This is a genomic window from Aestuariivita sp., assembly GCF_049276915.1.
In the GTDB taxonomy this organism is placed as follows: domain Bacteria; phylum Pseudomonadota; class Alphaproteobacteria; order Rhodobacterales; family Rhodobacteraceae; genus Aestuariivita.
In genome coordinates this window covers 1-22,856 of the sequence record NZ_JBASXK010000165.1, presented here as the reverse complement: position 1 = coordinate 22,856, position 22,856 = coordinate 1, and the positions used below count along the sequence as shown (strand labels likewise).

Sequence of the window (22,856 nt, the reverse complement as noted above, 5' to 3'; positions counted from 1 at the left end):
TCGATCGAACACAGGCCGGTGGCGTCACCCTCTGGAGCCGGTGTTTTCCTGCTGACCCAGACACCTGTGGCCTCCTTTGATGATCTGTCCAGGACAACGCAAGGCAACAGCGATGATCGCGGGCCCGTGGGCGTTGCAGACGCAGATATGATGCTTTTTCCTGGGTCTCCCGTGCAGGCCCGGTCTGATGCGTCCCGGCAAGGCGATGGATCTGCGGCCTATGTGCCGGTGACCCAGACCGACGACCTCCCCTTGGGCTCGCGTCTTGCTCACATGGCTGAGAAACCAAACCCTGCATCCTCTCAGCTTGGACCGATCGTGCAAAACGACCGCTTCAGTGCCGATATCCCTGGTGAGATCCTGCCGATTGAACCGCTGACATTTTCAGATTCCCGCAGCCGCACCTGGCCTCAAGCCGAGCATGTGGCACCGGGAACACCGACCCCATCGGCATTTCAAATGGCAGCCAGTCCAAACCCGCTCATCACCCCTGTCGCAATGCCCATGCGGATGGATCAGACGGAACACATCGCAAATGGCCCTGGAACTGACGTTGATTTCACTCTGAGTCCACGCGGTTCCGATGCGGTCGCGCCGACCAACACAGGGACGGCAGCCGCCCCCGGGCTGGCGCGCGCGGTGATTGTTCAGATTGTACAGTTTGCCCCTCAACCCGGTCAAAGCGCGGTTGAAATCACCCTCAATCCCGAGGAACTGGGAAAGGTGCGGCTGTCCCTTGTGGCGGCCGAAGGCGTATTGACCATGACCCTGATGGCAGAGCGCGTGGAAACTCTGGATCTCCTGAGGCGGCACGCTGCCGAACTGGGTCAGGAATACCGTGAGCTGGGCTATGACAGTATCGATTTTCAGTTCCAGACCTCTGAGGAACGCGCTGACACACGAGGCCAAGATCAGCAGGAAGCCAGATTGCGGATTGAGCATGGGGATGACCTTCCTGCTGCCCCCGTCCAATCTGCACAACCTGTTCAAACCGGCCTTGATATCCGGCTTTAGGAGGGCACCATGACCACAATCCCCACGCTATCAGCTGCAAACAACCTGACCCAATCCAGCCCCGCACAGAACCCGGCCAACCCCGCCACGCTGTCCTCTGATTTCGACGCTTTTCTGCAAATGCTCACCGCTCAGGCCCGGTATCAGGATCCTCTCGATCCGGTCAGCTCATCGGATTATGCAGCACAGCTTGCGCAGTTCTCTATGGTCGAACAACAGGTGTTTACCAATGATCAACTGGGCGCATTGGCTACCGCGCTTGGCGCAAGCGCGATGACCACGATGGCAAACTGGGTCGGGATGGAGGCGCGTGCGGTCTCTTCTGCACGCTTTGAGGGGGAGCCGATCACCATATCCCCGAACCCGGCCGTGATGGCCGATCGCGTGCAACTGGTCATCTATGGTGACACGGGCCGTGAGGTCGCCCGCCGCGACCTGCCTGTATCAAGCGCCAGTTTCGACTGGGACGGTCTGGATCAATCGGGCCGCCCATTGGGCTCTGGCAGCTATTCCTTTGCTGTAGAAAGCATCCGTGACGATCAGGTGATCCTTGCCGAACCGGCCGAGGTGTATTCCCGCGTGGTCGAGGCGCAGATCATCGGTGGCGACACGGTGCTCAAACTTGAAAGCGGGGCCTATGTGCGCGCCGATCAGGTGACCGCGCTGCGCGACCCCGCCTGATATGATCGCCCGGTCACAGATCCTGCAACCAGAACGCCGCATAGGCCGGCGGCATCAGCGCGCGACGCGCCCGCCCCAGTGGAAAGCGTGTGGGTTCCGCGCGGATTGCCACAGGGATCCTGTCCTCAGGCGCGCCCGAAACCACCTGCCCCAGCAGGTGACCCACATAGCTGCCCATAGCCACGCCATTCCCGTGATAGGCAAACCCAGCAAACAGGCCGGGCTGACCGGGGACCGCGCCCCCAAAGGGCAGGAACTTGGCCGACAGGCAGACCATGCCAGACCATTGATGCGTCACCTCGACATTGGCCCAGGCCGGAAACATCTCGGCAAAGCTGGCTCGGACATGGGCGCGGGCACGGGCCTCGCTGCCCGGACTTGAAATCAGACCTCCGCGCATCCCGATCAGAAACCGGTTGTTCGGCATCAGGCGAAAGTAATGCAGCAGGTGGCGCGTATCATAGCTCATCTGCTGGCTGGTCCAGCCCTGCGCCTGAATCTCGTCGCCAGTCAGCGGTCGCGTCACGATCACCGTTGATTGGGTCGGCATATAGCGCGCGGCCATCCAGTCGGGCAGGTCTTCGCTGGAATAGCCGTTTGTGGCGATCACCACCTTGTCGGCGATCACCACCCCCTGTGGCGTGCGCACCCGCCATTTGCCACCCTCGCGCTGCATGCCGGTCGCGGGCGATTGCCCAAAGATCCGCACCCCAAGCTCCAGCGCCACGCTCAAAAGACCGTCCAGGTATTTTCTGGGGTTCAGCGCAAATCCGGTGCGGATCGACACCGCTCCGTGAAACGGGCCGGACATGCCATTGGCAGAAAGCTCGGACGCGGACAGGATCTCGGCTTTGCCGCCATAGGCCTGTTCGTAAGAGAGCGCATGCGCTTCCAGTTCCGCCATGCGCGAAGGTTTATGCGCCAGCAATGTCTCGCCATCCGAATGCACGTCGGCGTCGATACCATGGGTCTTCAGCAGAGCGGCAACATGCGCCACCGCCGCCACTTCTGCGGCATGAAACTCGGCCTTGCCCTCAACGCCAAAGCGCTCCTTTAGCTTGGCTTTCTCATGGATGCCGCCGCCCAGGCAGCAAAATCCGCCGTTGCGCCCGGACGCGCCCCAGCCCGGAGTTTGCGCTTCCAGAACAACCACATTGGCACCATGCTGCGCGGCCGTGATCGCGGCATTGGTTCCGGTAAAGCCTGCTCCGATGATGCAGAGATCCGCCGTGGTTTCCCCGCCCAATGCGCTCCAGTCAAAGGCGCGCGCCGAGTCGTCCCAGAAACAGCCAGTGCGCGGCCCGGGGCCATAGGCATAATCTGGAAAGATCCGTCTCATGCCGTTCTCGCCGCGGTTTGCTCATCCTGTTGCTGGCGCATGAGATTGCGTTTTGACACCAGAGAGGCCGAGATCACCCCAAGCGTCACCACCGCGATCAGCAAGGTCGAAAGCGCGTTGATCTCGGGGCTGACGCCCAGTCTGACGCTGGACCAGATGCGCATCGGCAATGTCGTTGCCGAAGGGCCGGCGGTGAAGGAGGCGATCACCAGGTCATCCAGCGACAGGGTAAAGGCCAGAAGCCACCCCGAGATCACGGCAGGCGCAATGATCGGCAGCGTCACCAGTCGAAACGCCTGCCAGGGCGTGCAGCCCAGATCCAACGCAGCTTCTTCCAGTGACCGATCGAATGTCACCAGCCGCGAGGATACGACGACGCTGACAAAGCACATCGAAAAGGTTGTATGCGCCAGCACGATGGTGAACACGCCGCGATCCATACCGATGCCGATGAACAACAGCAAAAGCGACAGACCCGTGATGACTTCGGGCATCACCAGCGGCGCATAGATCATGCCCGAGAAAAGAGTCCGCCCCGAAAACCGCCCCGAGCGGACCAGAACATAGGCCGCCATTGTGCCCAGCACCGTGGCGATGCTGGACGAGACGACGGCGACCTTGAGGGTGACCCAGGCTGCATCCAGAAACAGCTCATTGCTCAGCAGCTCTCCATACCATTTGGTGGAAAACCCCGCCCAGACTGTGACCAGTCGGCTTTCGTTGAAGCTATAGATCACCAGGATGATCATGGGCAGGTACAGGAAGGCAAAGCCGAATGTCAGCGAGGTCGCGTTGAACCAGGAAAAGCGTCTCATTGCCCCTCTGCCTCCCGCTGCTTTTGTTCATTGCGCTGAAACAGGATGATCGGAATGATCAGGATCATCAGAAGGATAACCGCAACCGCACTCGCCACCGGCCAGTCGCGGTTGTTGAAGAACTCTTCCCAAAGCACCTTGCCGATCATCAGCGTTTCGGACCCGCCCAAAAGCGACGGGATCACGAATTCGCCAAGGGTCGGGATGAACACCAGAAAACATCCCGCGATGATGCCGGTTTTGGCCAGCGGAATGGTGATCAGCCAAAACGCAGTTGTGCGCGAACACCCCAGATCTTCGGCCGCTTCCAGAAGGGAATCGTCCATCTTCTCCAGCGAGGAATAAATCGGCAGAACCATGAACGGCAGATAGGTGTACACGATACCGATATAGACGGCTGTCTGCGTGTTCAGGATCATCAGGGGGTCGGAAATCAGCCCAAGGTTCAGCAGAACCTGGTTCAGATATCCCTCATTGGCCAGAATGCCGATCCAGGAATAAACCCGGATCAGAAAACTGGTCCAGAACGGCAGGATCACCAGCATCAGCAAAGTGGGGCGCCATTCCGGGGCGGCGCGGGCCATGCCATAGGCGATCGGAAAGCCAACCAGCAGCGTCAGAATGGTGGACACGGCAGCGATCTGCAGACTTGACAGATAGGCTTTCCAATAGAGGTCATCCTCGGTCAGGAAAACGAAATTATCAAAATCAAGCTGGCTGAGGAAGCTGGTGAACCCGGACCAGCCCTCTCGCCAATCCAGAGTCGGCGTATAGGGCGGGATCGACACCGCAGGATCGCTCAGCGAGATCTTCAGAACGATCAGGAATGGCACCAGGAACAGCGCCAAGAGCCAAAGATACGGGACCAGTATAAGTAGACGACGACCCATCAGCTTGCCAAGGCCACCCCGGCCGTCTCGGTCCAGCTCAGCCAGACATTGTCCTCCCAGGTGAAGGACCGGCGGGCGATGCGGCGGTTGTTGGCAGTCTGCGCCTTGATGACATGCCCGGTGGCCAGCTCGACATGATAGGTCGAGATGTTGCCAAGATAGGCGATGTCCAGCACCTTGCCCTGCAGCTTGTTGTCCGCTTCAGGCTCTTCGGCGTGGATGGCGACCTTTTCGGGCCGGATCGCCAGATAGCAGGTCTGCCCGCTGTCAAAATGTTTGTCTGTCTTGCAATGCAGCTTCGGCTGGCCCTCGGCCCAGTTGATGTCAATGCCGCCATCAATCGGGCTGGCTTTACCCTCGATCAGGTTCACGTCACCGATGAAATCCGCGACATAGGTGGATGAGGGATTTTCATAGATCACATCGGGTGTGGCCACCTGAATGAGCTTGCCCTCGTCCATCACCGCCACGCGCGAGGCAACCGTCATCGCCTCTTCCTGATCATGGGTGACGATCACAAAGGTGGTGCCGGTCTTCTCCTGGATATCCATCAGTTCGAACTGCGTGTCTTGGCGCAGCTTCTTGTCCAGTGCGCCCAGGGGTTCGTCCAGCAACAAGAGTTTGGGCGCCTTGGCCAGAGACCGCGCCAGCGCCACCCTTTGGCGTTGCCCGCCCGAGATCTGATGCGGCTTGCGCTTGGCAAACCGTTCCAGCCGGGTCAGTCGCAGCATTTCCTCGACGCGCGCTTCCAGATCGACTTTGGGCATGCCTTCGCGTCGCAGTCCAAAGGCGATGTTTTCGTAGATATTGAGATGCGGAAACAGGGCATAGGACTGGAACATCATGTTCACCGCCCGTTTGTTGGGCGGGATGGGCGAGATATCCTTGTCCGCCAACAGGATGGTTCCCTCGGTCGGGGCCTCGAACCCTGCCAGCATGCGCATCAATGTGGTCTTGCCACAGCCCGACGGGCCCAGAAGCGCAAAGAATTCCCTTTCGAAAATGTCGATGGACAGATCGTCAATGGCGACGAAATCGCCAAACCGCTTTGTCACGTTCTTGAACTGGATCAACGGCTTGGCCGTCGGATCGTTCCATGGCTCAAACCTCGCCGCAGGCGTGTTAGGTTTTGACCGTGCTGCGTCTGCCATGTTGTGTCCCCCGAAATTCAAGACGCCCGGAGCTCAGGGCCCCGGACGTCCGACAGGCTCCTATCAGGTGCCAGATTTGATTTTGGTCCACAGACGGGTCACCGTGCGCTGAACGTTCGCCGGATAGGGTGTCGTGGTGTAGAGGTTTTCCAGAGTTGCCTCATCCGGGTAAATCGCCGGATCGCCGATCACGTCCTCGACCAGAAACTCTTTCGAAGCCGCGTTGCCATTGGCGTAATACACATAGTTCGACGCCTGTGCCATGTTCTGAGCATCCATGATGAAGTTCAGGAACACATGCGCGCCTGTCGGGTTGGGTGCGTCCACGGGAATCGCCATCTGGTCGAACCACATCAGCGCGCCTTCGCTTGGTGCATTATAGGCAATCTCGACGCCGTTATCTGCTTCGGCGGCACGGTCGCGGGCCTGAAGAATGTCACCGGACCAACCGAATGCCACGCAGATTTCGCCATTGGCCAGCGCGTTGATGTATTCCGAGCTGTGGAACTTCTGCACATAGGGACGCACAGCCATCAGAACCGGTTCCGCCATTGCGATCACGTCCGGATCATGGCTGTCAGGGTCCTGACCGATGTATTTCAACGCGGCCGGGATCATCTCGGTCGGTGCATCCAGGAAATGCACGCCGCAGGATGCCAGCTTTTCCATGTTCGCAGGATCAAAGATCAGCGCAAGCGAGCCCATGGGCGCATCTTCGCCCAGAACTTCCTGGACCTTGCCGACGTTCACACCGATTCCGGTGGTGCCCCACATATAGTTGATCGAATACAGGTTGCCGGGGTCATATTGATCCGTGCGTGCTTCGACCACGTCCCACATGTTTTCCATGTTTGGCAGTTGCGACATGTCCAGCTTCTGGAAGGCACCTGCAGTGATCTGGCGTTGCAGGAACGTGCCTGATGGCACAACAACGTCATAGCCCGACCCACCGGCCAGCATCTTGGTTTCCAGAACTTCGTTCGAGTCGAAGACATCGTAAACCAGCTTCAGCCCGGTTTCTTCTTCGAACTTGGTCAGAAGCTCTTCGTCGATATAGTCCGACCAATTGTATACCCGGACCTCTTCGGCAGACACCGCTGCCGTGGTCATGGCGAAAACAGCGGTCAGTGACAGCAGTTTGGTTTTCATCATTTACTCCCACAAGTGAACCCGAGCCTTTGCCCCGGTTTCGATAATTTGATCAAGTTTTGCCTCTCTGGGCAACATCGATTATGATTTCATGCGCAGGTAACCTGTGCAAGGTGACGAAGTTCAAGTCGAAAGGCGCTCTCGTGAATATGATCGGCAAAGCTCAAAAAGACAGCACTTGGCCACCCGGCAAACAGCCCGCACATGAGACAGTGTATCTTCAGTTGCGCGAGCAAATCCTGTTCGGCGAACTCACACCCGGTGAGCCGGTGACCATCCAGGGTCTGGTGCTTGCACTGGGGGCAGGAATGACCCCGGTGCGCGAAGCGATCCGCCGGCTGATCTCCGAAGGTGCGCTGCGCTTTCAGGGCAACCGTCGCGTCAGCGTGCCGACCCTTTCCCTGGCCGAGCTGGAGGAAATCGATTTTCTGAGAAAAAGCATTGAGTCACAATTGGCTAGCCGTGCCGCCCAGCGGATCGAAGCCACCGCCATAGCGAATCTGTCCAAGATTGATGCCGCCCTTGATGCGGCCATCCGCAATGGCGACGTGCGCAAATATCTTGCCGCAAACTATCAGTTCCACATGCGACTTTACGAAGAAGCGGACGCCCCCATTCTACACGGAGTGGCCGAAGGACTCTGGCTTCGGTTCGGACCTTCGCTGCGCGTCGTCTGCGGACGGTTCGGAACCGAAAACCTCCCCGATCGCCACAAGGAGCTTTTGTCTGCCTTGAAATTAGGCGATCCGGATGCGGCTGCGCGCGCCATGATCGAAGACGTGGCACAGGGCACCGGGCAAATGTCTCAGGTGCTGAGGGAGACGACCTGAGCCAGCCGATTCGATTGACTCCAGGGAATTTGATCATATCTTGGTCCCACCCAGACATGACAGGAGCGCGCAATGACCCAGATCACAAATCACATGCCCACGGCAGAACTTCAGGCTCTGGATTCGGCGCATCACATGCATCCGTTCACCGCCAACGGCGAACTGGCAGCCAAAGGCCCGCGTGTCATCACCCGCGCGAATGGCGTCTGGCTGAACGACAGTGACGGCAACCGCATCATCGACGCGATGGCCGGCCTCTGGTGCGTGAACATCGGCTATGGCCGATCCGAACTGGCCGATGTCGCCGCCCGCCAGATGCGCGAGCTGCCATATTACAATACGTTCTTTCAGACCACGCATGTACCGGCCATTGCGCTGGCGCAAAAGCTGGCCGAGCTGGCCCCGGGCGATCTGAACCACGTGTTCTTCGCAAGCTCGGGTTCCGAGGCCAATGACACCAATATCCGTCTGGTTCGCACCTATTGGGCAATGAAGGGCAAGCCGACGAAATCCATCATCATCAGCCGCAAGAACGCCTATCACGGTTCATCCGTCGGCTCGGGCTCGCTTGGCGGCATGAGCGCGATGCACGCACAGGGCGGTATGCCGATTCCCGACGTTCATCACATCAATCAGCCCAACTGGTGGGCCGAGGGCGGCGATCACACACCCGAAGCCTTCGGTCTGGCGCGCGCGCAGGAACTCGAAGCGGCCATTCTTGAGCTGGGCGAAGACCGCATCGCGGCCTTCATCGCCGAACCCGTGCAGGGGGCAGGCGGTGTGATCGTCCCGCCGGAAACCTACTGGCCAGAAATCCAGCGCATCTGCGACAAATATGAAATCCTTCTGATCGCCGACGAAGTCATCTGCGGCTTTGGGCGTACCGGCAACTGGTTCGGCTCACAGACCCTCAACATCCGCCCGGACATCATGACAATCGCCAAGGGCCTCAGCTCGGGCTATCAGCCCATCGGTGGCTCGATTGTCTCGGACGAGGTGGCAGGTGTCATCGCGCAGGGTGAATTCAACCACGGCTATACCTATTCGGGTCATCCCGTCGCCTCTGCCGTTGCGCTGGAAAACCTCCGCATCCTCGAAGAGGAAGACGTGATTGGCCATGTCAGGAACGTGGCCGCTCCGTATCTCAAGGAAAAATGGGAAAGCCTGCTGGATCACCCCATGGTGGGCGAGGCAAAGATCGTCGGCATGATGGGCTCGATCGCGTTGACGCCCAACAAGGAAACCCGCGCGAAATTCGCGTCCGAGCCGGGAACCGTCGGCTATATCACGCGCGAACGCTGCTTTGCCAATAATCTGGTGATGCGCCATGTGGGGGATCGCATGATCATCTCGCCGCCATTGGTGATCACACCGGATGAAATCGACATCCTGATCAGCCGCGCCCGCACCTCGCTGGATGAGGCCTATGGCAAGATCAAGGAAGACGGCCTCTGGGCTTCAGCCAGCTGAGACACCCGTCAGTTCCGAGTTCTTGGGGAGGTCGGAAAAGAAACAGGGCGCAACCGCAAGGTCGCGCCCTGTCTTGGTTCAGTTGGCCCAGTTCACAGCCGTCAGATCGGTGGCCTGTGTGGGGGCGTTGACCCACAGCCCCTCCAGATCTGCCTTGGCCACGCCCAGCGCTGCCAGCTGGAACAGATACCCGTTCACATAATCCGCCGCGATCATCCGCTGCGCATCCTGCATCAGCGCGGTGCGCGCCTCGGGATCGTTGGTGGTGTTCAGCGTCGCCATCAGCTCTTGGAAAGCGGGGTTGTCATACTGAAAGTAATAGTCCGGCCGCGCATAAATCCCGATATCCATTGGCTCGGTATGGCTGACGATGGTCAGACCGAAATTCTTGCCGCGGAACACGGTCTCCAGCCACTGCGCCCACTCGACGTTGATGATCTCGGCGGTAATGCCCACCTCGGCCAGCTGAGCGGCAATGATCTCGCCCCCGCGCCGTGCATAGGAGGGCGGCGGAAGATGCAGCGTGGTCTCGAACCCATCCGGAAACCCGGCTTCGGCCAGAAGCGCCTTGGACTTGGCCGGATCAAAGGCCGACATCGCGGTCAGATCGACATAGGCCGGGTTATGGGGCGCAAAATGCGTCCCGATGGGCGTGCCATAGCCGAACATCGCCCCGTCGATAATCGCCTGGCGGTCGATCGCATGGGCGACCGCCTCTCTGACCCGTACATCGTCAAAGGGCGCTTGCTTGTTGTTGATCGACAGGATCGTTTCACCCTCGGTTGAACCGACAAGCACCTGAAAGCGCGGATCGGCTTCGAACTGAGGCAGGTTTTCCGGTGCCGGAAACCCCGAGAAAGCGTCGATATCCTCGGCCATCATCGCCGCAAAAGCCGCCGTCGGATCCGAGATGAACTTGAACGTCGCCTTGTCCAGCAAAGCGGGCGTCCCCCAGTAATCGGCGTTCTTTTCCAGGACGATCCGGTCACCCTGTACCCATTCCACAAAGCGGAACGCGCCGGTCCCGATGGGCGTTTGCTTGATGTTCTCGATGCTTTCAGGTGCCACGATCACTGCGTCGCCCCAGGCCATGTTGAACAGGAAACTCCCGTTCGGCTCGGCCAGCGTCACCTGGACGGTTTGCGGATCAACCACCGTCACATCGGTGATCCCCTCGAACAGGGCCTTTTGGGCATTCACACTGTCTTCGGCGCGCGCCCGATCCAGGCTGAACTTGACGTCTTCGGCGTCCATCGTGGTGCCATCGTGAAAGGTCACCCCGTCACGCAGGGTGAATGTATAAACGGTGCCGTCCTCCGAGATTTCCCAGTTGGCGGCCAGACCGGGCGCAACCGAGCCATCGCTCATGAACCGCGTCAGGCCCTCAAAGACGTTGGAATAGAGCACGCTGTCGATAGCACCGGCAGCGGCGCTGGTCGGGTCCAGATGGGGCGGCTCAAGTTGCAGTCCCACTGTAATGTCGGTTTGCTGCGCCTGCGCGGCACCAAAGCTGGCGGCCAACGCGAAGGACGCAGCCCAGGCAAGGCGGCTGGTCATTGCGGTCATGGTCAATATCTCCCTGACATTTCCAGGCTGCCTCTGATCGGACAGCGCTGACCTCAGTCTTGGCAAAAGCGGCACAACTGACAAGGGGGCAATTTGGGGCAGGCTGTTTCAGCCTTCCCAGGCCGCCAGAACATCCTCCAACACAAGCTGCCCGCCATCCCCATGCGTGGGCGGATCCGACGGCGTGCGCGAAAACCGAGGGCAGGGGCCGGGCTGCACGATTCCATCCGTATCCACAAACGTGCCGCGACCCGCGTTATGGGGATGCAGCGGGGCCTCATCCATCGACAGAACCGGCGCGAAACAGGCATCGACCTGTTCCAGAATGGCGCACCACTCATCCCGTGTTCTTTCAAGGAACAGGGCGCGCAATGCCTCCTGCATCGCGGCCTGCCCGTTTGGCCCGTACTGGTCGGCAAAGACCGGATCATCGGCCCGCCCCACCGTCTCAAGCAATTTCGCGAAGAACTGCGGTTCAATAGCCCCGATCGAGACATACCCGCCATCGCCGGTCTCATAACACTGATACCAGGCGGCACCGCCATTCAGGATATCCGCGCCGCGCGCGCCGGAATGGCCAAGGCCTGCGGCTTTCATTCCGTATTGCATCACCATCATCAGGGCCGCGCCGTCGGACATGCAGCTATCCACGACCTGCCCCTCGCCGCTGGCGCGCGCATGGGTCAGCGCGGCCAGCACGCCGGCAACCATCATCATGCCGCCCCCCGCCAGATCGGCGATGATGTTCTGCGGTGGCGGAGGCGGGGTGCCGGCCGGACCAATCGCCCAGAGCGCCCCGGAAATCGCCATGTAATTCAGGTCATGCCCGGCGCGATCCTTCAACGGTCCGTCCTGACCCCAGCCGGTCATGCGGCCAAAGACCAGAGCGGGATTTTGCGCCAACAGAACATCAGGGCCCAGTCCCAGCCGCTCCATGACGCCGGGGCGATATCCTTCGATCACGATCTCGGCCCGCGTTGCCAGCGCCCCGGCCTGCGCCTTTTGGTCGGGATCGCGCAGATCCAGCGTAACCGAGGCTCGCGACCGGTCGTATAGATTGTATTTCTGATCAATCCCGAACAGTGGCTTTTGCCCTGGCCGCGCGATCCGCACGACATCGGCCCCCATGTCGGCCAGCATCATGCAGGCAAACGGTGCCGGCCCCAGCCCTGCAAACTCGACCACGCGCACGCCTCTCAAAGGCCCGTTCCGGTTCAGCATCGACATCCCTCCCTGATCGTCGTGACGTTGTAAGAGGGGGTCAGCGAGGTCAAGCACGGTTTGGCTTGGACATGGTCGGAAAACGCGCCAGAAAGGCAGCATGACCCAGTCGAACGACATAAGCGATCTGTTCATCATTGGCGGCGGCATCAACGGCTGCGGTATCGCCAGGGATGCCGCCGGGCGCGGCCTGTCGGTGACGCTTGCGGAACAGGGTGATCTGGCGCAGGCGACCTCCTCAGCCTCGACCAAGCTGTTTCACGGCGGTCTGCGCTATCTTGAGTATCTCGAGATCAGGCTGGTGCGCGAAGCCCTCAAAGAGCGCGAGACCCTGCTCAGGGCCATGCCCCATATCAGCTGGCCCCTGCGGTTTGTCCTGCCGTTGCATCCGCAGATGCGCTTTGACAGCGACACCCCGGTGTCGCGGCTTTTGCAGAAAATCATGCCGTGGATGCGGGGACGCCGGCCCGCCTGGCTGATCCGTCTGGGCCTGTTTGCCTACGACAATCTGGGCAGTCGCACCATTTTACCTGGTACAAAACGGACAAATCTCAGGACATCGCCCGTTGGCGCAGCTCTGAAGCCCGCGCTGACCCGCGCCTTTGAATACTCGGACTGCTGGGTCGAAGATGCGCGTCTGGTCTCCTTGAACGCCCGCGACGCCAGCCAGCGCGGCGCGTGCATCCTGACCCGAAGCAAGGTCCTTTCCGCCGAAGTTCATGACGGTCTCTGGCATGTGACCACGCAACAGCGCGACGGATCCGAGCGTATCCACAAGGCCCGCCTTCTGATCAATGCGGCTGGCCCCTGGGTCGGTGAAACCCTGCGTGCAGTCATACGCTCAAACAGCGCCGAGACCGTGCGCCTGGTGCGTGGCAGCCACATCGTCGTCCGGCGGATGTATGAGGGCGATCACTGCTATTTCCTGCAGGGCGCGGATGGGCGCATCATCTTTGCCATTCCCTATGAGCAGGATTTCACCCTGATCGGCACCACCGATATGGACCATCCCGATCCGGACACTGCCCCGGTCTGCACTGATGAAGAGGCGCTTTATCTGTGCGAGTTTGCCTCACAATACTTCAAGGATTCCATAGGCTTGGATGACATCGTCTGGCGCTATTCCGGAGTGCGCCCGCTGTATGATGACGGCGCGCGGTCGGCCACGGCGGCGACGCGCGATTATGTGCTGTCTCTTGAAGAGATGAGCGCGCCGGTGCTGCATGTGTTCGGCGGCAAGATCACGACCTATCGCAAACTTGCCCAATCCGCCGTCGACACGATCGGTTCGCGTCTGGGCAAGGACGCCCCGGCATGGACTGCGGGCGCTCCGCTGCCCGGCGGCGACTTTCCCCATGACACTGTGCAAGCCCAGATCACCGCGTTGCGCCGGGCATATCCCTTCCTTGATGCGCGCTGGGCGCAGCGCCTTATCCGCGGCTATGGGCGCGATGCCTTTGTCCTGCTGGAGGGCGCTGAAAACCTTGCGGACCTTGGCCAGAGCTTTGGCCACTCCCTCACCGAACGCGAGGTGCGATGGCTGATGCAGCACGAATTCGCCTTGGAGGCTGAGGATATCCTCTGGCGTCGCTCCAAGCTTGGCCTGCGCTTCACCCCCGCCGAAGTCGGCGCACTTGAGGCGTGGATCGGCCTCCATGCTGCATGATAACATGAGACCCCAATGAGCTATATTCTTTCGATAGATCAAGGCACTACGTCCAGCCGTGCCATCCTGTTCGATGCAGATATGCAGATTGTTGCAAGCGCTCAGCAGGAATTCCCCCAGCATTTCCCGGCCTCGGGCTGGGTGGAACATGATCCCGAAGACATCTGGCAAACTGTGCTTGGCACCTGCCGGGACGCGATTGCCAAAGCCGGGGTTTCTGCGGATCAGATCAAGGGCATCGGGATCACCAACCAGCGCGAGACCACCGTGCTCTGGGACCGCGCAACCGGCCGGGCCATTCACAACGCCATCGTCTGGCAGGACCGCCGCACCGCCGAACTTTGCGCCAGGCTGAAAGACGCAGGCCATGAGGCGCAGGTCTCGGCAACGACCGGGCTTCTTCTGGATCCCTACTTTTCAGGCACGAAGGTGAAGTGGATCCTCGATCATATCGAGGGTGCCCGTGACATGGACCTTGCCTTTGGTACGATTGACAGCTTCCTGATCTGGCGTCTGACCGGCGGCAAGGTTCATGCCACCGATGCAACCAACGCGGCGCGCACGCTTCTGTTTGATATCCACACCGGCGCATGGAGCACCGAAATGTGCGCCCTTCTCGACGTGCCGATGTCGCTCCTGCCGGATGTGCGCGACTGCGCTGCCGACTATGGGACCACCGATCTGTTCGGCGCGACCATTCCGATCCTCGGTGTTGCGGGCGATCAGCAGGCCGCCACCATCGGACAGGCCTGTTTCCAGCCGGGCATGCTGAAATCCACCTATGGCACAGGATGCTTTGCCTTGCTGAACACGGGCGATGTCGCCGTGGCCTCGCAAAACCGGCTGCTGACCACCATCGCCTATCAACTGGATGGCACGCGGACCTATGCGCTCGAGGGGTCGATTTTCATCGCCGGTGCCGTGGTGCAATGGTTGCGTGATGGCCTTGGCATCATCGAGAGCGCCGCGCAGTCCGGCACGCTGGCGCAAGACGCGGATCCCGCGCAACACGTCATCATCGTGCCTGCCTTCACAGGTCTGGGCGCGCCCTATTGGAACCCCGATTGCCGCGGTGCGATCTATGGGCTGACCCGCAGCACCGGCCCCGCGGAACTGTCGCGTGCCGCTCTGGACAGCGTGGCCTTCCAGACCCGCGATCTGCTTGAGGCGATGCAAGCCGACTGGTCTGCGTCGGCTCAGACCGTGCTGCGGGTGGATGGCGGAATGGCCACCAGCGACTGGACGATGCAACGGCTTGCCGACATCCTGGGTGCGCCCGTGGATCGCCCCGCCATGGTCGAAACCACAGCACTGGGCGCGGCCTGGCTGGCGGGTATGCGCGCAGGTGTGTATCCCGATCAGGCCGGGTTTGCAGAGCGCTGGCATCTTGAGAGGCGGTTCACCCCCGAAAACACCCGGGCCGAGCGCGACGCGGCCTATGCGCAATGGAGCAAAGCGGTCGCCGCAACGCTGAGTGTCTGACGCAGATCAGGCCACCCGCGCGCCTTTGGCAATCAGAGCGGGCTTGGCGTTCAGGGCATCTATTGAAAACCCGGCGATGGATTTGTACTTGGCCGAATGCGCGGCCAGATCATCCAGCGAGATCACCTCGTCGATCGTGCCGAAATCCCCGCCGCACAGGTCCTCGACCCGCTGAAGGATCGCATCCGGACCGCTGCCGCGATTGGCCAGACCCACGCCGGTTGTCACGGGTCGCACCTCGGCCTCATAGGCCTCAAGCGCTGCGGCTGTGATGCCGTGTTCGACCAGTTTGGCCCCGATCACCCGAGCGTCGATAATCGCCTGACTGGCACCGTTTGATCCCACGGGATAGGTCGGATGCGCGGCATCTCCCATGAGGGTGACATGGCCGTCGGTCCAGCGCTCCAGCGGATCGCGATCCACCATCGGATATTCAAAGACCTGCGCGGCGCTGTCGATCAACCCCGGCACGTCGATCCAGTCGAACTTCCAGTCGTCAAAGGCAGGGCGAAAATCGCCCCGGTCCGCGGCGCGGTTCCAGTCTTCCTTCTTCCACCCCTGGGACGGGTCTATGCGCAGTTCTGCGATCCAGTTCATCACGACCTCGCCGGTCTGCGGGTCGGGGTTGGAAATCGGATAGGCGACCAGCCTCTGTGTGTCATGCCCGATCAGAGCCATCGCCCCGCCGCCAAAGAACGGCTTGGCCTGAGATGTCGCGCGCCACAACACAGCCCCGCCCCAGATCGGCGGGCCTTCCTGTGGGTACATCTGTGCGCGCAGCGCCGAATGGATGCCATCCGCCGCGATGATCAAACCGCCTTCGAAACGGCCCGCGCCAAGATGCAGCACTGCACCGGATGGGGTATTTTCGTAGGCCACGGCGCGGGCGTCCGTGACGATGCATTCGGCGCCTGCACGCTGCAGCAAAGTCTCATAAAGCATCATCTGCAGTTTGCCGCGATGGATCGAGTATTGCGGCCAGCTGTACCCGGCCCATGTGCCGCGCGGCTCTTCCCAGATGGTTTTGCCAAGTTTGGAGTAGAACCCGTATTGACGGGTGCGCACACCGATCTGATCCAGCTGATCTTCCAGACCAAGGTCAAACAACTCGCGCACGGCATTGGGCTGGATGTTGATGCCGACACCCATGGGCCGGATCTGCGAGGTCGCCTCGAAGATGCGAAACGGCACCCCGATCTGATGCAAGGTCAATCCAAGGCTCAGCCCGGCAATCCCGCCGCCTGCGATCAATACGGTCACGTCTGTCCCTCCTGTGTGCCGCGCCACTCAACCAGCCGCGCCGCAGAGGTTCAAGGGCCTGAGCGGCCCTGCGTCGTGCTTAAAACATGGAAATGGCGCTAACTTACGCCCGGGACGCGATCATCAGATCCGAGCCGAATATCATATCGGCATAATCTGTCAGATATATCTTGAGCCAGGGCGTGAATTTTTCCGGATGCATCCGGATCTGGGCCAGAAGATCGTGATAATCGACCCATTCGGTCTCCATCACCTCATCGGGGTTTGGATCCAGCGGCATGTCCTTGCCAGCGCGGGCCAGATAGACATCGACCACCTCATGTTCGACCAGACCGTTGCCGACATCGGCGCGGTATTCCAGATGGTGACGGTGTTCGGGATACAAACCGGTAATGCCCAGTTCTTCGTTCAACCGGCGTACAGCGCAGGTGGACGGTGTCTCGCCCCAGTCGGGATGCGTGCAGCAGGTGTTCGCCCAGAGGCCGGGGGTATGATACTTTCCCAGAGCGCGCCGTTGCATCAGGATTTTCGTACCCCGGATGACAAAGACGGACACGGCTTTGTGCCTGAGGCCGCGTTGATGTGCCTCAAGCTTTTCCACGGGTGTAAGTTCGCCGTTCACCCAGGCCGGGATCATGATGCTCATATGCGTTCGGCAGATACCAGACCACTGAGATGCGCAAGGTTCTTGAAGCCGATTTTCAGATGCGCCAAGGGCCGTGCGGCGACCAGTTTCTTGTTCATGTAGGCTTCGAATGTCAGGCGCTGCACGTCCACATCATGGCACAGTGACACAAAGCGTTCACGCCGATTGTCCGATCTGTAATAGGCATTCTGCATCGACTGAAGCACCCTGAAGACGGTCTTATGTTCTTTCATGAACAGCTTGCGGGCAAGTTGCAGATCTTTCACCCTGGCCGAAGCAAGGGTTGCCGCGCAGGCCGTGGCCGCAACGCGACCCGCTACCATTGCATAATAGATACCCTCACCCGATGACGGGGCAACCACGCCGGCCGCGTCACCCGCCAGAACGACATCACGGCCATTGTCCCATTTGTCCAGTGGATGGAGCGGGATCGGCGCGCCTTCGCGGCGCAGTGTTTCGCAATCCGTCAGGCCGGCGGCCGCGCGCAGATCGGCGGTGGCTTTCTTCAGATCGATGTCTGTCAGCCCGGTGCCCATGCCCACGCTGGCGCTGTCGCCATGTGGAAAGACCCAGCCATAGAAATCAGGCGAGATCGCGCCGTCATAGATCACATCACACCGCACCGGGTCATAGACGTCGTTCTTGGGCGGAGCCTTGATGATCTCATGATAGGCCAGCACATAGGGGATCTTGTCCCAGCCCGCGACTTCGGCTTTGCCCACGCGTGACCGTGCGCCATCCGCGCCGATGATCAGCTTGCAGGGAAGTTCCCTTTCTTCGCCGCTGGATTTCTCGCGGTAGATGACCTTGGTGCCGTTGGTGCGATCAATCCGCAGGAAGGTGCCGACGTGATACTCGGCCCCCGCATCGACGGCCCGTTGTCTCAGGAAAGGGTCAAAGTCCTTGCGATCGACCATGCCGACGAAACCGTTCTCGATCGGGATATCGACCATGCGCCCTGTGGGAGAAATCATGCGCGCGGTGTTGACCTTGGCGACCAGTTGCGCGTCGTCGATGTTGAAATCCTGCATCAATCGCGGCGGGATCGCGCCGCCGCAGGGTTTGATGCGGCCTTCACGATCAAGAAGCGCGACTTTATGGCCCGAGCGGACCAGATCTTCGGCGGCTGTTGCGCCCGAGGGCCCTCCGCCCACTACAACGACATCAAACATGTTTCATTCTCCTGGAACCATTTCCAAGGAACGACTGGGACGCCGCTCCATGACTTGCACCGCCATGATGGCGGCAAAAACAAACAGGGCGGCTTCGGCGACGAACACCGTGCCGAAGGCCGAGGCGTCGCTGCTCATGGCTGTGCGCAGCAGATCGACAGCGGCCGCTCCGATCAGTCCGCCGAACCCTGCCGCCATCGCTTGTGCCGCGCCCCAAAGACCCATACGGGTGCCTTCGCGGCCGTCGCGACCTTCGCCCGCCAGCGCCATCATCGAACCGATGGCGGCTACCGCGAACATTCCGTTGAAAATGCCCAGACCGGCCACGGCGGGCACCAGAGGGGCACCGGGTCCGATCTGACCCAGCAGCGCGATCAGGACCAGCATGGCGGCAGACCCCAGACAGCCGATGATCACCCAGCCCTTGAGCGATCCGATTCGCAGTCCTGTACAGGCGAGTCCGACCATGACCATGCCCAGAAACACGCCGCCATTCTGCGCACCCGAGAGCGATGTGGACTGGCCCGGCGAAAAGTTGAACACGAGGCCGGAATAGGGCTCGAGAATAAGCTCCTGCATGAAATAGGCGGTCATCGACAGGAACACGAAACCGGTAAAGTTGCGCGCTTTGCGCTCGGCCCAGATTTCGCGCATGCCGTGGGAAAACGGCATGGTTTCCGGCTCTGAGGTGTCCTCGACATCCCGTTCAATGCGCCACACGGCAAGGGTAGTCACACAGACGGCACCGACCGTCACAATCGTTACGATCTTGAGAAGAAGGGCCGGTGTATAGGGATCAAGAAACGCACCGACCGTGCCTGCGGTGATCGCAATTCCGGCAATCATCATCAGCCATGTGATCGTGGCCGCCGCTGCGCGTCGTTCCGGCGCGGTGGCGGTCGCCAAAAGCGCCAGCAGCGATGTGCCAGAGGCACCAACACCCAGGCCAATCAGCGCATAGGCCAGAATCGAAATCGCCAGACCCAGCCCATATTGCGTGGCCAGCACCTGCACGCCATAGGCAGCCAGAAAACCGCCCAGCGCCAGAACGATCATGCCGCCGATGATAAAGGTGGTGCGGTTGCCCCGCGTGTCAGACCTGAAACCCCAGTTCGGCCGGGTGATCTGGATGCCATAGTGCAGGGCCACCAACAGACCCGGCAGGACTGCGGGCAGCGCAAGCTCGACAACCATCAACCTGTTCAGGGTGGATGTGGTGAGAACGACGATGGCTCCCAAACAGGCCTGAATCAAACCCAGGCGGACAATGTCAAACCAACTGAGGGTCTTCACGGCATCACTCCCAAAGAGCGGATCGCAAAGGCCGTGATCATCATGCCGCTGACATAGAGCAACACGCCTGTTCCATTATACCAGGGCGCTTTGCCCTTGGGGTCCTTGAACATCACGCTCATTGCCCAGAATTGCAGGCCGATCACCGCCAGAACGCCGGCCGCATGCGCCGGACGATCCCAATAGGCCAGCAGGGCAAAGACAATGACCTGAGGAATGGTCATGACGATACAGGCAACCTTGGCGGCTTTCTCCGGGCCAAGCGTTACCGGAAGGGAGTTTACGCCCATCTGGCGGTCACCTTCCAACGCTTTGAAATCATTGAGTGTCATGATGCCATGCGCCCCGATGCCATAGAGCACGGCGACGATGATGACGGGCATGGCAGGTGCGCCTGCGCTGAGCACGGCGGCGCCGGTGAACCAGGGCAGCGTCTCATAGCTCAAGCCGACCAGGCCAGGCCCCCACCAGCCGGATTTTTTCATCCGAATGGGCTCGGCGGAATAGGCCCATGCGGCCAAGACGCCAAGGATCGTGGCACCAAAGCCCCATGGCCCCAGTTGCCAGCCGACCAGCAGCGAGATGGCGGACATCGCAAGGGCGATCCACAGACCCCAGCGGCCGGGAATACGGCCCGATGGGATCGGCCGGTCGGGCTCGTTGATGGCATCGACATGACGGTCGCACCAGTCATTTGCAGCCTGACTCATGCCGCAGACGATCGGTCCGGCAAGAAGCACGCCCAGAACAACCAGCGGCCAGCTTTGTGCGGGGGACACGCCGGAAGAGATCACGCCGCACAGATAGGCCCACATCGGGGGAAACCATGTGATCGGTTTGATCAGCCGCAACATGGCAGCTGGTTCCGGGAAACGACGCTCTGTGATAGTTTGGCTTACACTCATGTGTAAACTATTACTGACACTTCGAGTCGACGCAAGCAAAACACGCATGCCTGCGGCAAGCTGTACGGTTCTGGATGTCCTGATGAGAGGGGCGGGCCCCGACTAGTCTTTTTCTTTGCTCAAAAGACCGTATTTGCGCAGTTTTACGTAAAGGCTTTGGCGCGAAAGCCCCAGCATCTCGGCTGCGGCGACGCGATTGTTGCGTGTCAGCGTGACGGCCGTTTCAATACACATCTTTTCAACCACATCCGTGGTTTCCGACACGATCTCTTTCAGAGTGGCCGAGCCGACCAATTCCATGACATTGCGGCTGGAATCCTCGGCATTTCCGCCCCCGCCGCCCTGACGAACAGCTTCGACGCGGCTGATGTCGCGAATGACGAAAGCCACGATGGGTGCAGCGCCTGTGCTGAGATATGTGGCTGAAATCTCGGAGGAAATTTTTGAGCCGTAATCATTCACCAGTTTCGTGGAGTAAATCCGCATCTGGCCGGTGCGCTTGGAGTTCTCGATCAGCATCGACAGATCAATCTGTCCCCGATGCAGGAAATCCCCCAGGGACCGGCCTTTGACATCAGCCAGATGCGCCGCGTCCACCAGTTCAAGGAAACTGTCGTTGGCGCTTGTGATGACGCCCTTGTTGTCCGTGAAAACGAATGCATCGCTGCCATCGCGAAACAGGGCCGCCATGGACACCGTGGTCTGATCTTCGGCCAGTCCGATGTCTTCCTCGGTTTCCATGCGGCACATGATGACGCGTTCGCCCGCAGCCCGGAACACGGTCGGTATCAGGCGCAGATTGCGCCGACCCGTGCGGGTCTCAAGCACCAGCGATCCGTCGCCATCCGATATGGATGTGTTCAGCAGCGCTTCGATCAATTCGCCTGCGGCGCGATCTTTGAAAGCCTGTACAAACGGGCTGCCCGCCAGTGCTTCGCGACCAACACCCAAAAGGGAGGCGGCAGGTTCGTTCATGTCCTTGACGCGCCCTTCACGCACCGAAACGAAAACAACCGCATCCCGCGTGTTGTTCAGCAAAACGCGATAGCGCGCATCGAATTCGCGACGCGCCTCATAGCCTTTTTCCAAAGCGATTTGCGCATGGACAAGCTGTTGCTGTGTTTCCGCGATGGGGCGCAGATCGCGGCCCAGCATCAGCACGATATTGCCCTCACCAAAGCGGTGCATGGTGTAGCGGACCGGGAATTCCCACGAGACCTCGTCCTGGTGGTTCAATTCGATCTGCTTGCGCACGTCCGCGCCTGACAGGAACAGGGCGTGCGCGTCTTTGAATTTCGAGATGCTGTCCTCGACCAGGAAATCTGTCATCGGCCGATTGCACCAGTGATCCAGATTTCCGAAAGTCTCGTCAGCGTGATTGAGGATAACCGATGTGATCTTGCCGTCGGGGTCAATCATCAACGCGATGTCTGCCGCCGCCGCAATGATCCCTTGAACTTCATCCGAGGAAAGCTCTACCGCGTGTCCGCTCGTCCAGCCGACAGAGCCACCGGCGCTCATCTTGAGGCCTGTTTCAGCAGCTTGGGCGATCTTTGCGCGCAATAAGACACCAATGCATCAGTGTCACTTGTGACCAGATCAACTCCGGTCTGACCCTGAATATTCCCTAACGTTCCCACGATGATGCCACCCAGCGCAAAGATAGGCGGGTCAGACAACTTCTTTTTGGAATACATAACAATGTTTCGAATGCTTTCAAGGCTTTGGCTGCGAGAGCAGGAAAACAATACCGCGTCGAAATCGCCATTCATGATCTTCTTGCAGATGGCCGCATCCGGCGCGGCGCACAGGGTTTCCACTGTCGCGCCGGTTCGGCGGATCTGAGCAGCTGCCACAAAGCAGCCAAGCGTGTGTTGATCGCCCTCGCAGGACACGATGAGGGCATTCAGCGGACCGTCATACGAGGGCTGAATCTCGGGATTGATGAATTCGACCTCGGCCAGCAGGCTTTGCAATCGGACCGACGCTATGGTGACTTCCGCAAAGCCAAGCTCGTTGCGGTTCCATTTTTCACCTATAGAGCGCGCGGCTTCGGGAATGTAATTGTCAATTATGGCCTCGTCGCCCAATCGCAGCGCGCGTAATTCGGTCAGGGCGTCACTTGGGCTGAAGTAGGCTTTGGTCGTCAACCTGCGATCCAGGATACTTCTGATGTAAGGGCGCGCCTGATTGGCTTGCACTTTCGCCTGGCGCTCATTGATGACTGACACCACTTCAAGCGCCAGAGAAGCAAATGGCAGAACGCCGCTTGCCTCGGAAAAGTTCTGGTCGTCATGGGCCATTAT

At 60.1% G+C, this 22,856-nt stretch carries 20 protein-coding genes; 6 read left to right on the top strand and 14 right to left on the bottom strand.

Going from position 1 to position 22,856, the window contains the following annotated elements; all coding sequences use genetic code 11:
• Positions 1-1,014, top strand: a 1,014-nt coding sequence (locus WAO69_RS17455; protein WP_422181504.1) for a flagellar hook-length control protein FliK, incomplete at its 5' end; no start/stop codon positions are given.
• A 9-nt stretch (positions 1,015-1,023) separates the two neighbouring features.
• Positions 1,024-1,695, top strand: coding sequence for a flagellar hook capping FlgD N-terminal domain-containing protein (locus tag WAO69_RS17450; protein ID WP_422181502.1), 672 nt, complete (start codon positions 1,024-1,026; stop codon positions 1,693-1,695).
• A 13-nt stretch (positions 1,696-1,708) separates the two neighbouring features.
• On the opposite strand, the gene WAO69_RS17445 is transcribed toward WAO69_RS17450, so the two are convergent.
• The 5 genes from WAO69_RS17445 to WAO69_RS17425 form a co-directional block, all read right to left on the bottom strand.
• Complete coding sequence (locus WAO69_RS17445; protein WP_422181500.1) at positions 1,709-3,034, bottom strand: NAD(P)/FAD-dependent oxidoreductase; 1,326 nt, start codon at positions 3,032-3,034, stop codon at positions 1,709-1,711.
• On the bottom strand, positions 3,031-3,849 hold the full coding sequence (locus WAO69_RS17440; protein WP_422181498.1) for an ABC transporter permease: 819 nt from the start codon (positions 3,847-3,849) through the stop codon (positions 3,031-3,033). Before WAO69_RS17440 ends, WAO69_RS17445 begins: the two co-directional genes overlap by 4 nt.
• Positions 3,846-4,739, bottom strand: a complete 894-nt coding sequence (locus WAO69_RS17435; RefSeq protein ID WP_422181496.1) for an ABC transporter permease subunit — start codon at positions 4,737-4,739, stop codon at positions 3,846-3,848. The genes WAO69_RS17440 and WAO69_RS17435 overlap by 4 nt, the downstream gene beginning before the upstream one ends.
• The gene (locus WAO69_RS17430) at positions 4,739-5,890 is read right to left on the bottom strand and encodes an ABC transporter ATP-binding protein (RefSeq protein ID WP_422181494.1); all 1,152 of its coding nucleotides are present in this window, start codon (positions 5,888-5,890) and stop codon (positions 4,739-4,741) included. The genes WAO69_RS17435 and WAO69_RS17430 overlap by 1 nt, the downstream gene beginning before the upstream one ends.
• Before the next feature lie 63 nt (positions 5,891-5,953).
• Entirely contained in the window at positions 5,954-7,039 is a 1,086-nt protein-coding gene (locus WAO69_RS17425) for a polyamine ABC transporter substrate-binding protein (RefSeq protein ID WP_422181492.1), read from the bottom strand.
• A gap of 149 nt (positions 7,040-7,188) precedes the next feature.
• On the opposite strand from WAO69_RS17425, the gene WAO69_RS17420 reads away from it, so the two are divergent.
• Together WAO69_RS17420 and WAO69_RS17415 are read left to right on the top strand one after the other, a co-directional pair.
• Positions 7,189-7,869 carry a GntR family transcriptional regulator gene (locus WAO69_RS17420; RefSeq protein ID WP_422181490.1) on the top strand — a complete coding sequence of 227 codons (681 nt, stop codon included), beginning with the start codon at positions 7,189-7,191 and terminating at the stop codon, positions 7,867-7,869.
• A gap of 72 nt (positions 7,870-7,941) precedes the next feature.
• A complete protein-coding gene (locus tag WAO69_RS17415) occupies positions 7,942-9,339 on the top strand; it encodes an aspartate aminotransferase family protein (protein ID WP_422181488.1) in 1,398 nt (465 codons plus the stop codon).
• A gap of 78 nt (positions 9,340-9,417) precedes the next feature.
• On the opposite strand, the gene WAO69_RS17410 is transcribed toward WAO69_RS17415, so the two are convergent.
• A complete protein-coding gene (locus WAO69_RS17410; protein WP_422181486.1) occupies positions 9,418-10,905 on the bottom strand; it encodes an ABC transporter substrate-binding protein in 1,488 nt (495 codons plus the stop codon).
• A 108-nt stretch (positions 10,906-11,013) separates the two neighbouring features.
• Positions 11,014-12,126 (bottom strand): CaiB/BaiF CoA transferase family protein, encoded by a 1,113-nt coding sequence (locus WAO69_RS17405; RefSeq protein WP_422181484.1) that lies wholly within the window; start codon positions 12,124-12,126, stop codon positions 11,014-11,016.
• 100 nt (positions 12,127-12,226) lie between these two features.
• Between WAO69_RS17405 and glpD the strand changes: the two genes are divergently transcribed.
• Together glpD and glpK are read left to right on the top strand one after the other, a co-directional pair.
• The gene (glpD, locus tag WAO69_RS17400; RefSeq protein ID WP_422181482.1) at positions 12,227-13,792 is read left to right on the top strand and encodes a glycerol-3-phosphate dehydrogenase; all 1,566 of its coding nucleotides are present in this window, start codon (positions 12,227-12,229) and stop codon (positions 13,790-13,792) included.
• A 15-nt stretch (positions 13,793-13,807) separates the two neighbouring features.
• Positions 13,808-15,274: a glycerol kinase GlpK gene (gene glpK / locus WAO69_RS17395; RefSeq protein WP_422181480.1), complete on the top strand. Its 1,467-nt coding sequence runs from the start codon at positions 13,808-13,810 to the stop codon at positions 15,272-15,274.
• Positions 15,275-15,280: 6 nt separating this feature from the next.
• On the opposite strand, the gene WAO69_RS17390 is transcribed toward glpK, so the two are convergent.
• From WAO69_RS17390 to WAO69_RS17360, 7 genes are all read right to left on the bottom strand, one after another.
• Complete coding sequence (locus WAO69_RS17390; RefSeq protein ID WP_422181478.1) at positions 15,281-16,534, bottom strand: flavin-dependent oxidoreductase; 1,254 nt, start codon at positions 16,532-16,534, stop codon at positions 15,281-15,283.
• A gap of 103 nt (positions 16,535-16,637) precedes the next feature.
• Positions 16,638-17,180 (bottom strand): isopentenyl-diphosphate Delta-isomerase, encoded by a 543-nt coding sequence (gene idi, locus WAO69_RS17385; protein WP_422181476.1) that lies wholly within the window; start codon positions 17,178-17,180, stop codon positions 16,638-16,640.
• Positions 17,177-18,352: a geranylgeranyl diphosphate reductase gene (locus WAO69_RS17380; protein WP_422181474.1), complete on the bottom strand. Its 1,176-nt coding sequence runs from the start codon at positions 18,350-18,352 to the stop codon at positions 17,177-17,179. The genes idi and WAO69_RS17380 overlap by 4 nt, the downstream gene beginning before the upstream one ends.
• Positions 18,353-18,355: 3 nt before the next feature.
• Positions 18,356-19,645 carry a BCD family MFS transporter gene (locus WAO69_RS17375; RefSeq protein ID WP_422181472.1) on the bottom strand — a complete coding sequence of 430 codons (1,290 nt, stop codon included), beginning with the start codon at positions 19,643-19,645 and terminating at the stop codon, positions 18,356-18,358.
• Positions 19,642-20,550, bottom strand: a complete 909-nt coding sequence (gene chlG / locus WAO69_RS17370; protein ID WP_422181470.1) for a chlorophyll synthase ChlG — start codon at positions 20,548-20,550, stop codon at positions 19,642-19,644. The genes WAO69_RS17375 and chlG overlap by 4 nt, the downstream gene beginning before the upstream one ends.
• Positions 20,551-20,652: 102 nt before the next feature.
• Positions 20,653-22,071 carry a transcriptional regulator PpsR gene (gene ppsR / locus WAO69_RS17365; RefSeq protein ID WP_422181468.1) on the bottom strand — a complete coding sequence of 473 codons (1,419 nt, stop codon included), beginning with the start codon at positions 22,069-22,071 and terminating at the stop codon, positions 20,653-20,655.
• Positions 22,068-22,856: cobalamin B12-binding domain-containing protein (locus WAO69_RS17360; protein ID WP_422181466.1), on the bottom strand; the 789-nt coding region annotated here is incomplete at its 5' end. The genes ppsR and WAO69_RS17360, both read right to left, overlap by 4 nt.

What these genes read in the sequence shown, in the direction of transcription:
- WAO69_RS17450 (WP_422181502.1), top strand. Translation starts at nt 1,024, where the DNA reads ATGACCACAATCCCCACGCTATCAGCTGCAAACAACCTGACCCAATCC.
- WAO69_RS17445 (WP_422181500.1), bottom strand. Translation starts at nt 3,034, where the DNA reads ATGAGACGGATCTTTCCAGATTATGCCTATGGCCCCGGGCCGCGCACT.
- WAO69_RS17440 (WP_422181498.1), bottom strand. Translation starts at nt 3,849, where the DNA reads ATGAGACGCTTTTCCTGGTTCAACGCGACCTCGCTGACATTCGGCTTT.
- WAO69_RS17435 (WP_422181496.1), bottom strand. Translation starts at nt 4,739, where the DNA reads ATGGGTCGTCGTCTACTTATACTGGTCCCGTATCTTTGGCTCTTGGCG.
- WAO69_RS17430 (WP_422181494.1), bottom strand. Translation starts at nt 5,890, where the DNA reads ATGGCAGACGCAGCACGGTCAAAACCTAACACGCCTGCGGCGAGGTTT.
- WAO69_RS17425 (WP_422181492.1), bottom strand. Translation starts at nt 7,039, where the DNA reads ATGAAAACCAAACTGCTGTCACTGACCGCTGTTTTCGCCATGACCACG.
- WAO69_RS17420 (WP_422181490.1), top strand. Translation starts at nt 7,189, where the DNA reads ATGATCGGCAAAGCTCAAAAAGACAGCACTTGGCCACCCGGCAAACAG.
- WAO69_RS17415 (WP_422181488.1), top strand. Translation starts at nt 7,942, where the DNA reads ATGACCCAGATCACAAATCACATGCCCACGGCAGAACTTCAGGCTCTG.
- WAO69_RS17410 (WP_422181486.1), bottom strand. Translation starts at nt 10,905, where the DNA reads ATGACCGCAATGACCAGCCGCCTTGCCTGGGCTGCGTCCTTCGCGTTG.
- WAO69_RS17405 (WP_422181484.1), bottom strand. Translation starts at nt 12,126, where the DNA reads ATGCTGAACCGGAACGGGCCTTTGAGAGGCGTGCGCGTGGTCGAGTTT.
- glpD (WP_422181482.1), top strand. Translation starts at nt 12,227, where the DNA reads ATGACCCAGTCGAACGACATAAGCGATCTGTTCATCATTGGCGGCGGC.
- glpK (WP_422181480.1), top strand. Translation starts at nt 13,808, where the DNA reads ATGAGCTATATTCTTTCGATAGATCAAGGCACTACGTCCAGCCGTGCC.
- idi (WP_422181476.1), bottom strand. Translation starts at nt 17,180, where the DNA reads ATGAGCATCATGATCCCGGCCTGGGTGAACGGCGAACTTACACCCGTG.
- WAO69_RS17380 (WP_422181474.1), bottom strand. Translation starts at nt 18,352, where the DNA reads ATGTTTGATGTCGTTGTAGTGGGCGGAGGGCCCTCGGGCGCAACAGCC.
- chlG (WP_422181470.1), bottom strand. Translation starts at nt 20,550, where the DNA reads ATGAGTGTAAGCCAAACTATCACAGAGCGTCGTTTCCCGGAACCAGCT.
- ppsR (WP_422181468.1), bottom strand. Translation starts at nt 22,071, where the DNA reads ATGAGCGCCGGTGGCTCTGTCGGCTGGACGAGCGGACACGCGGTAGAG.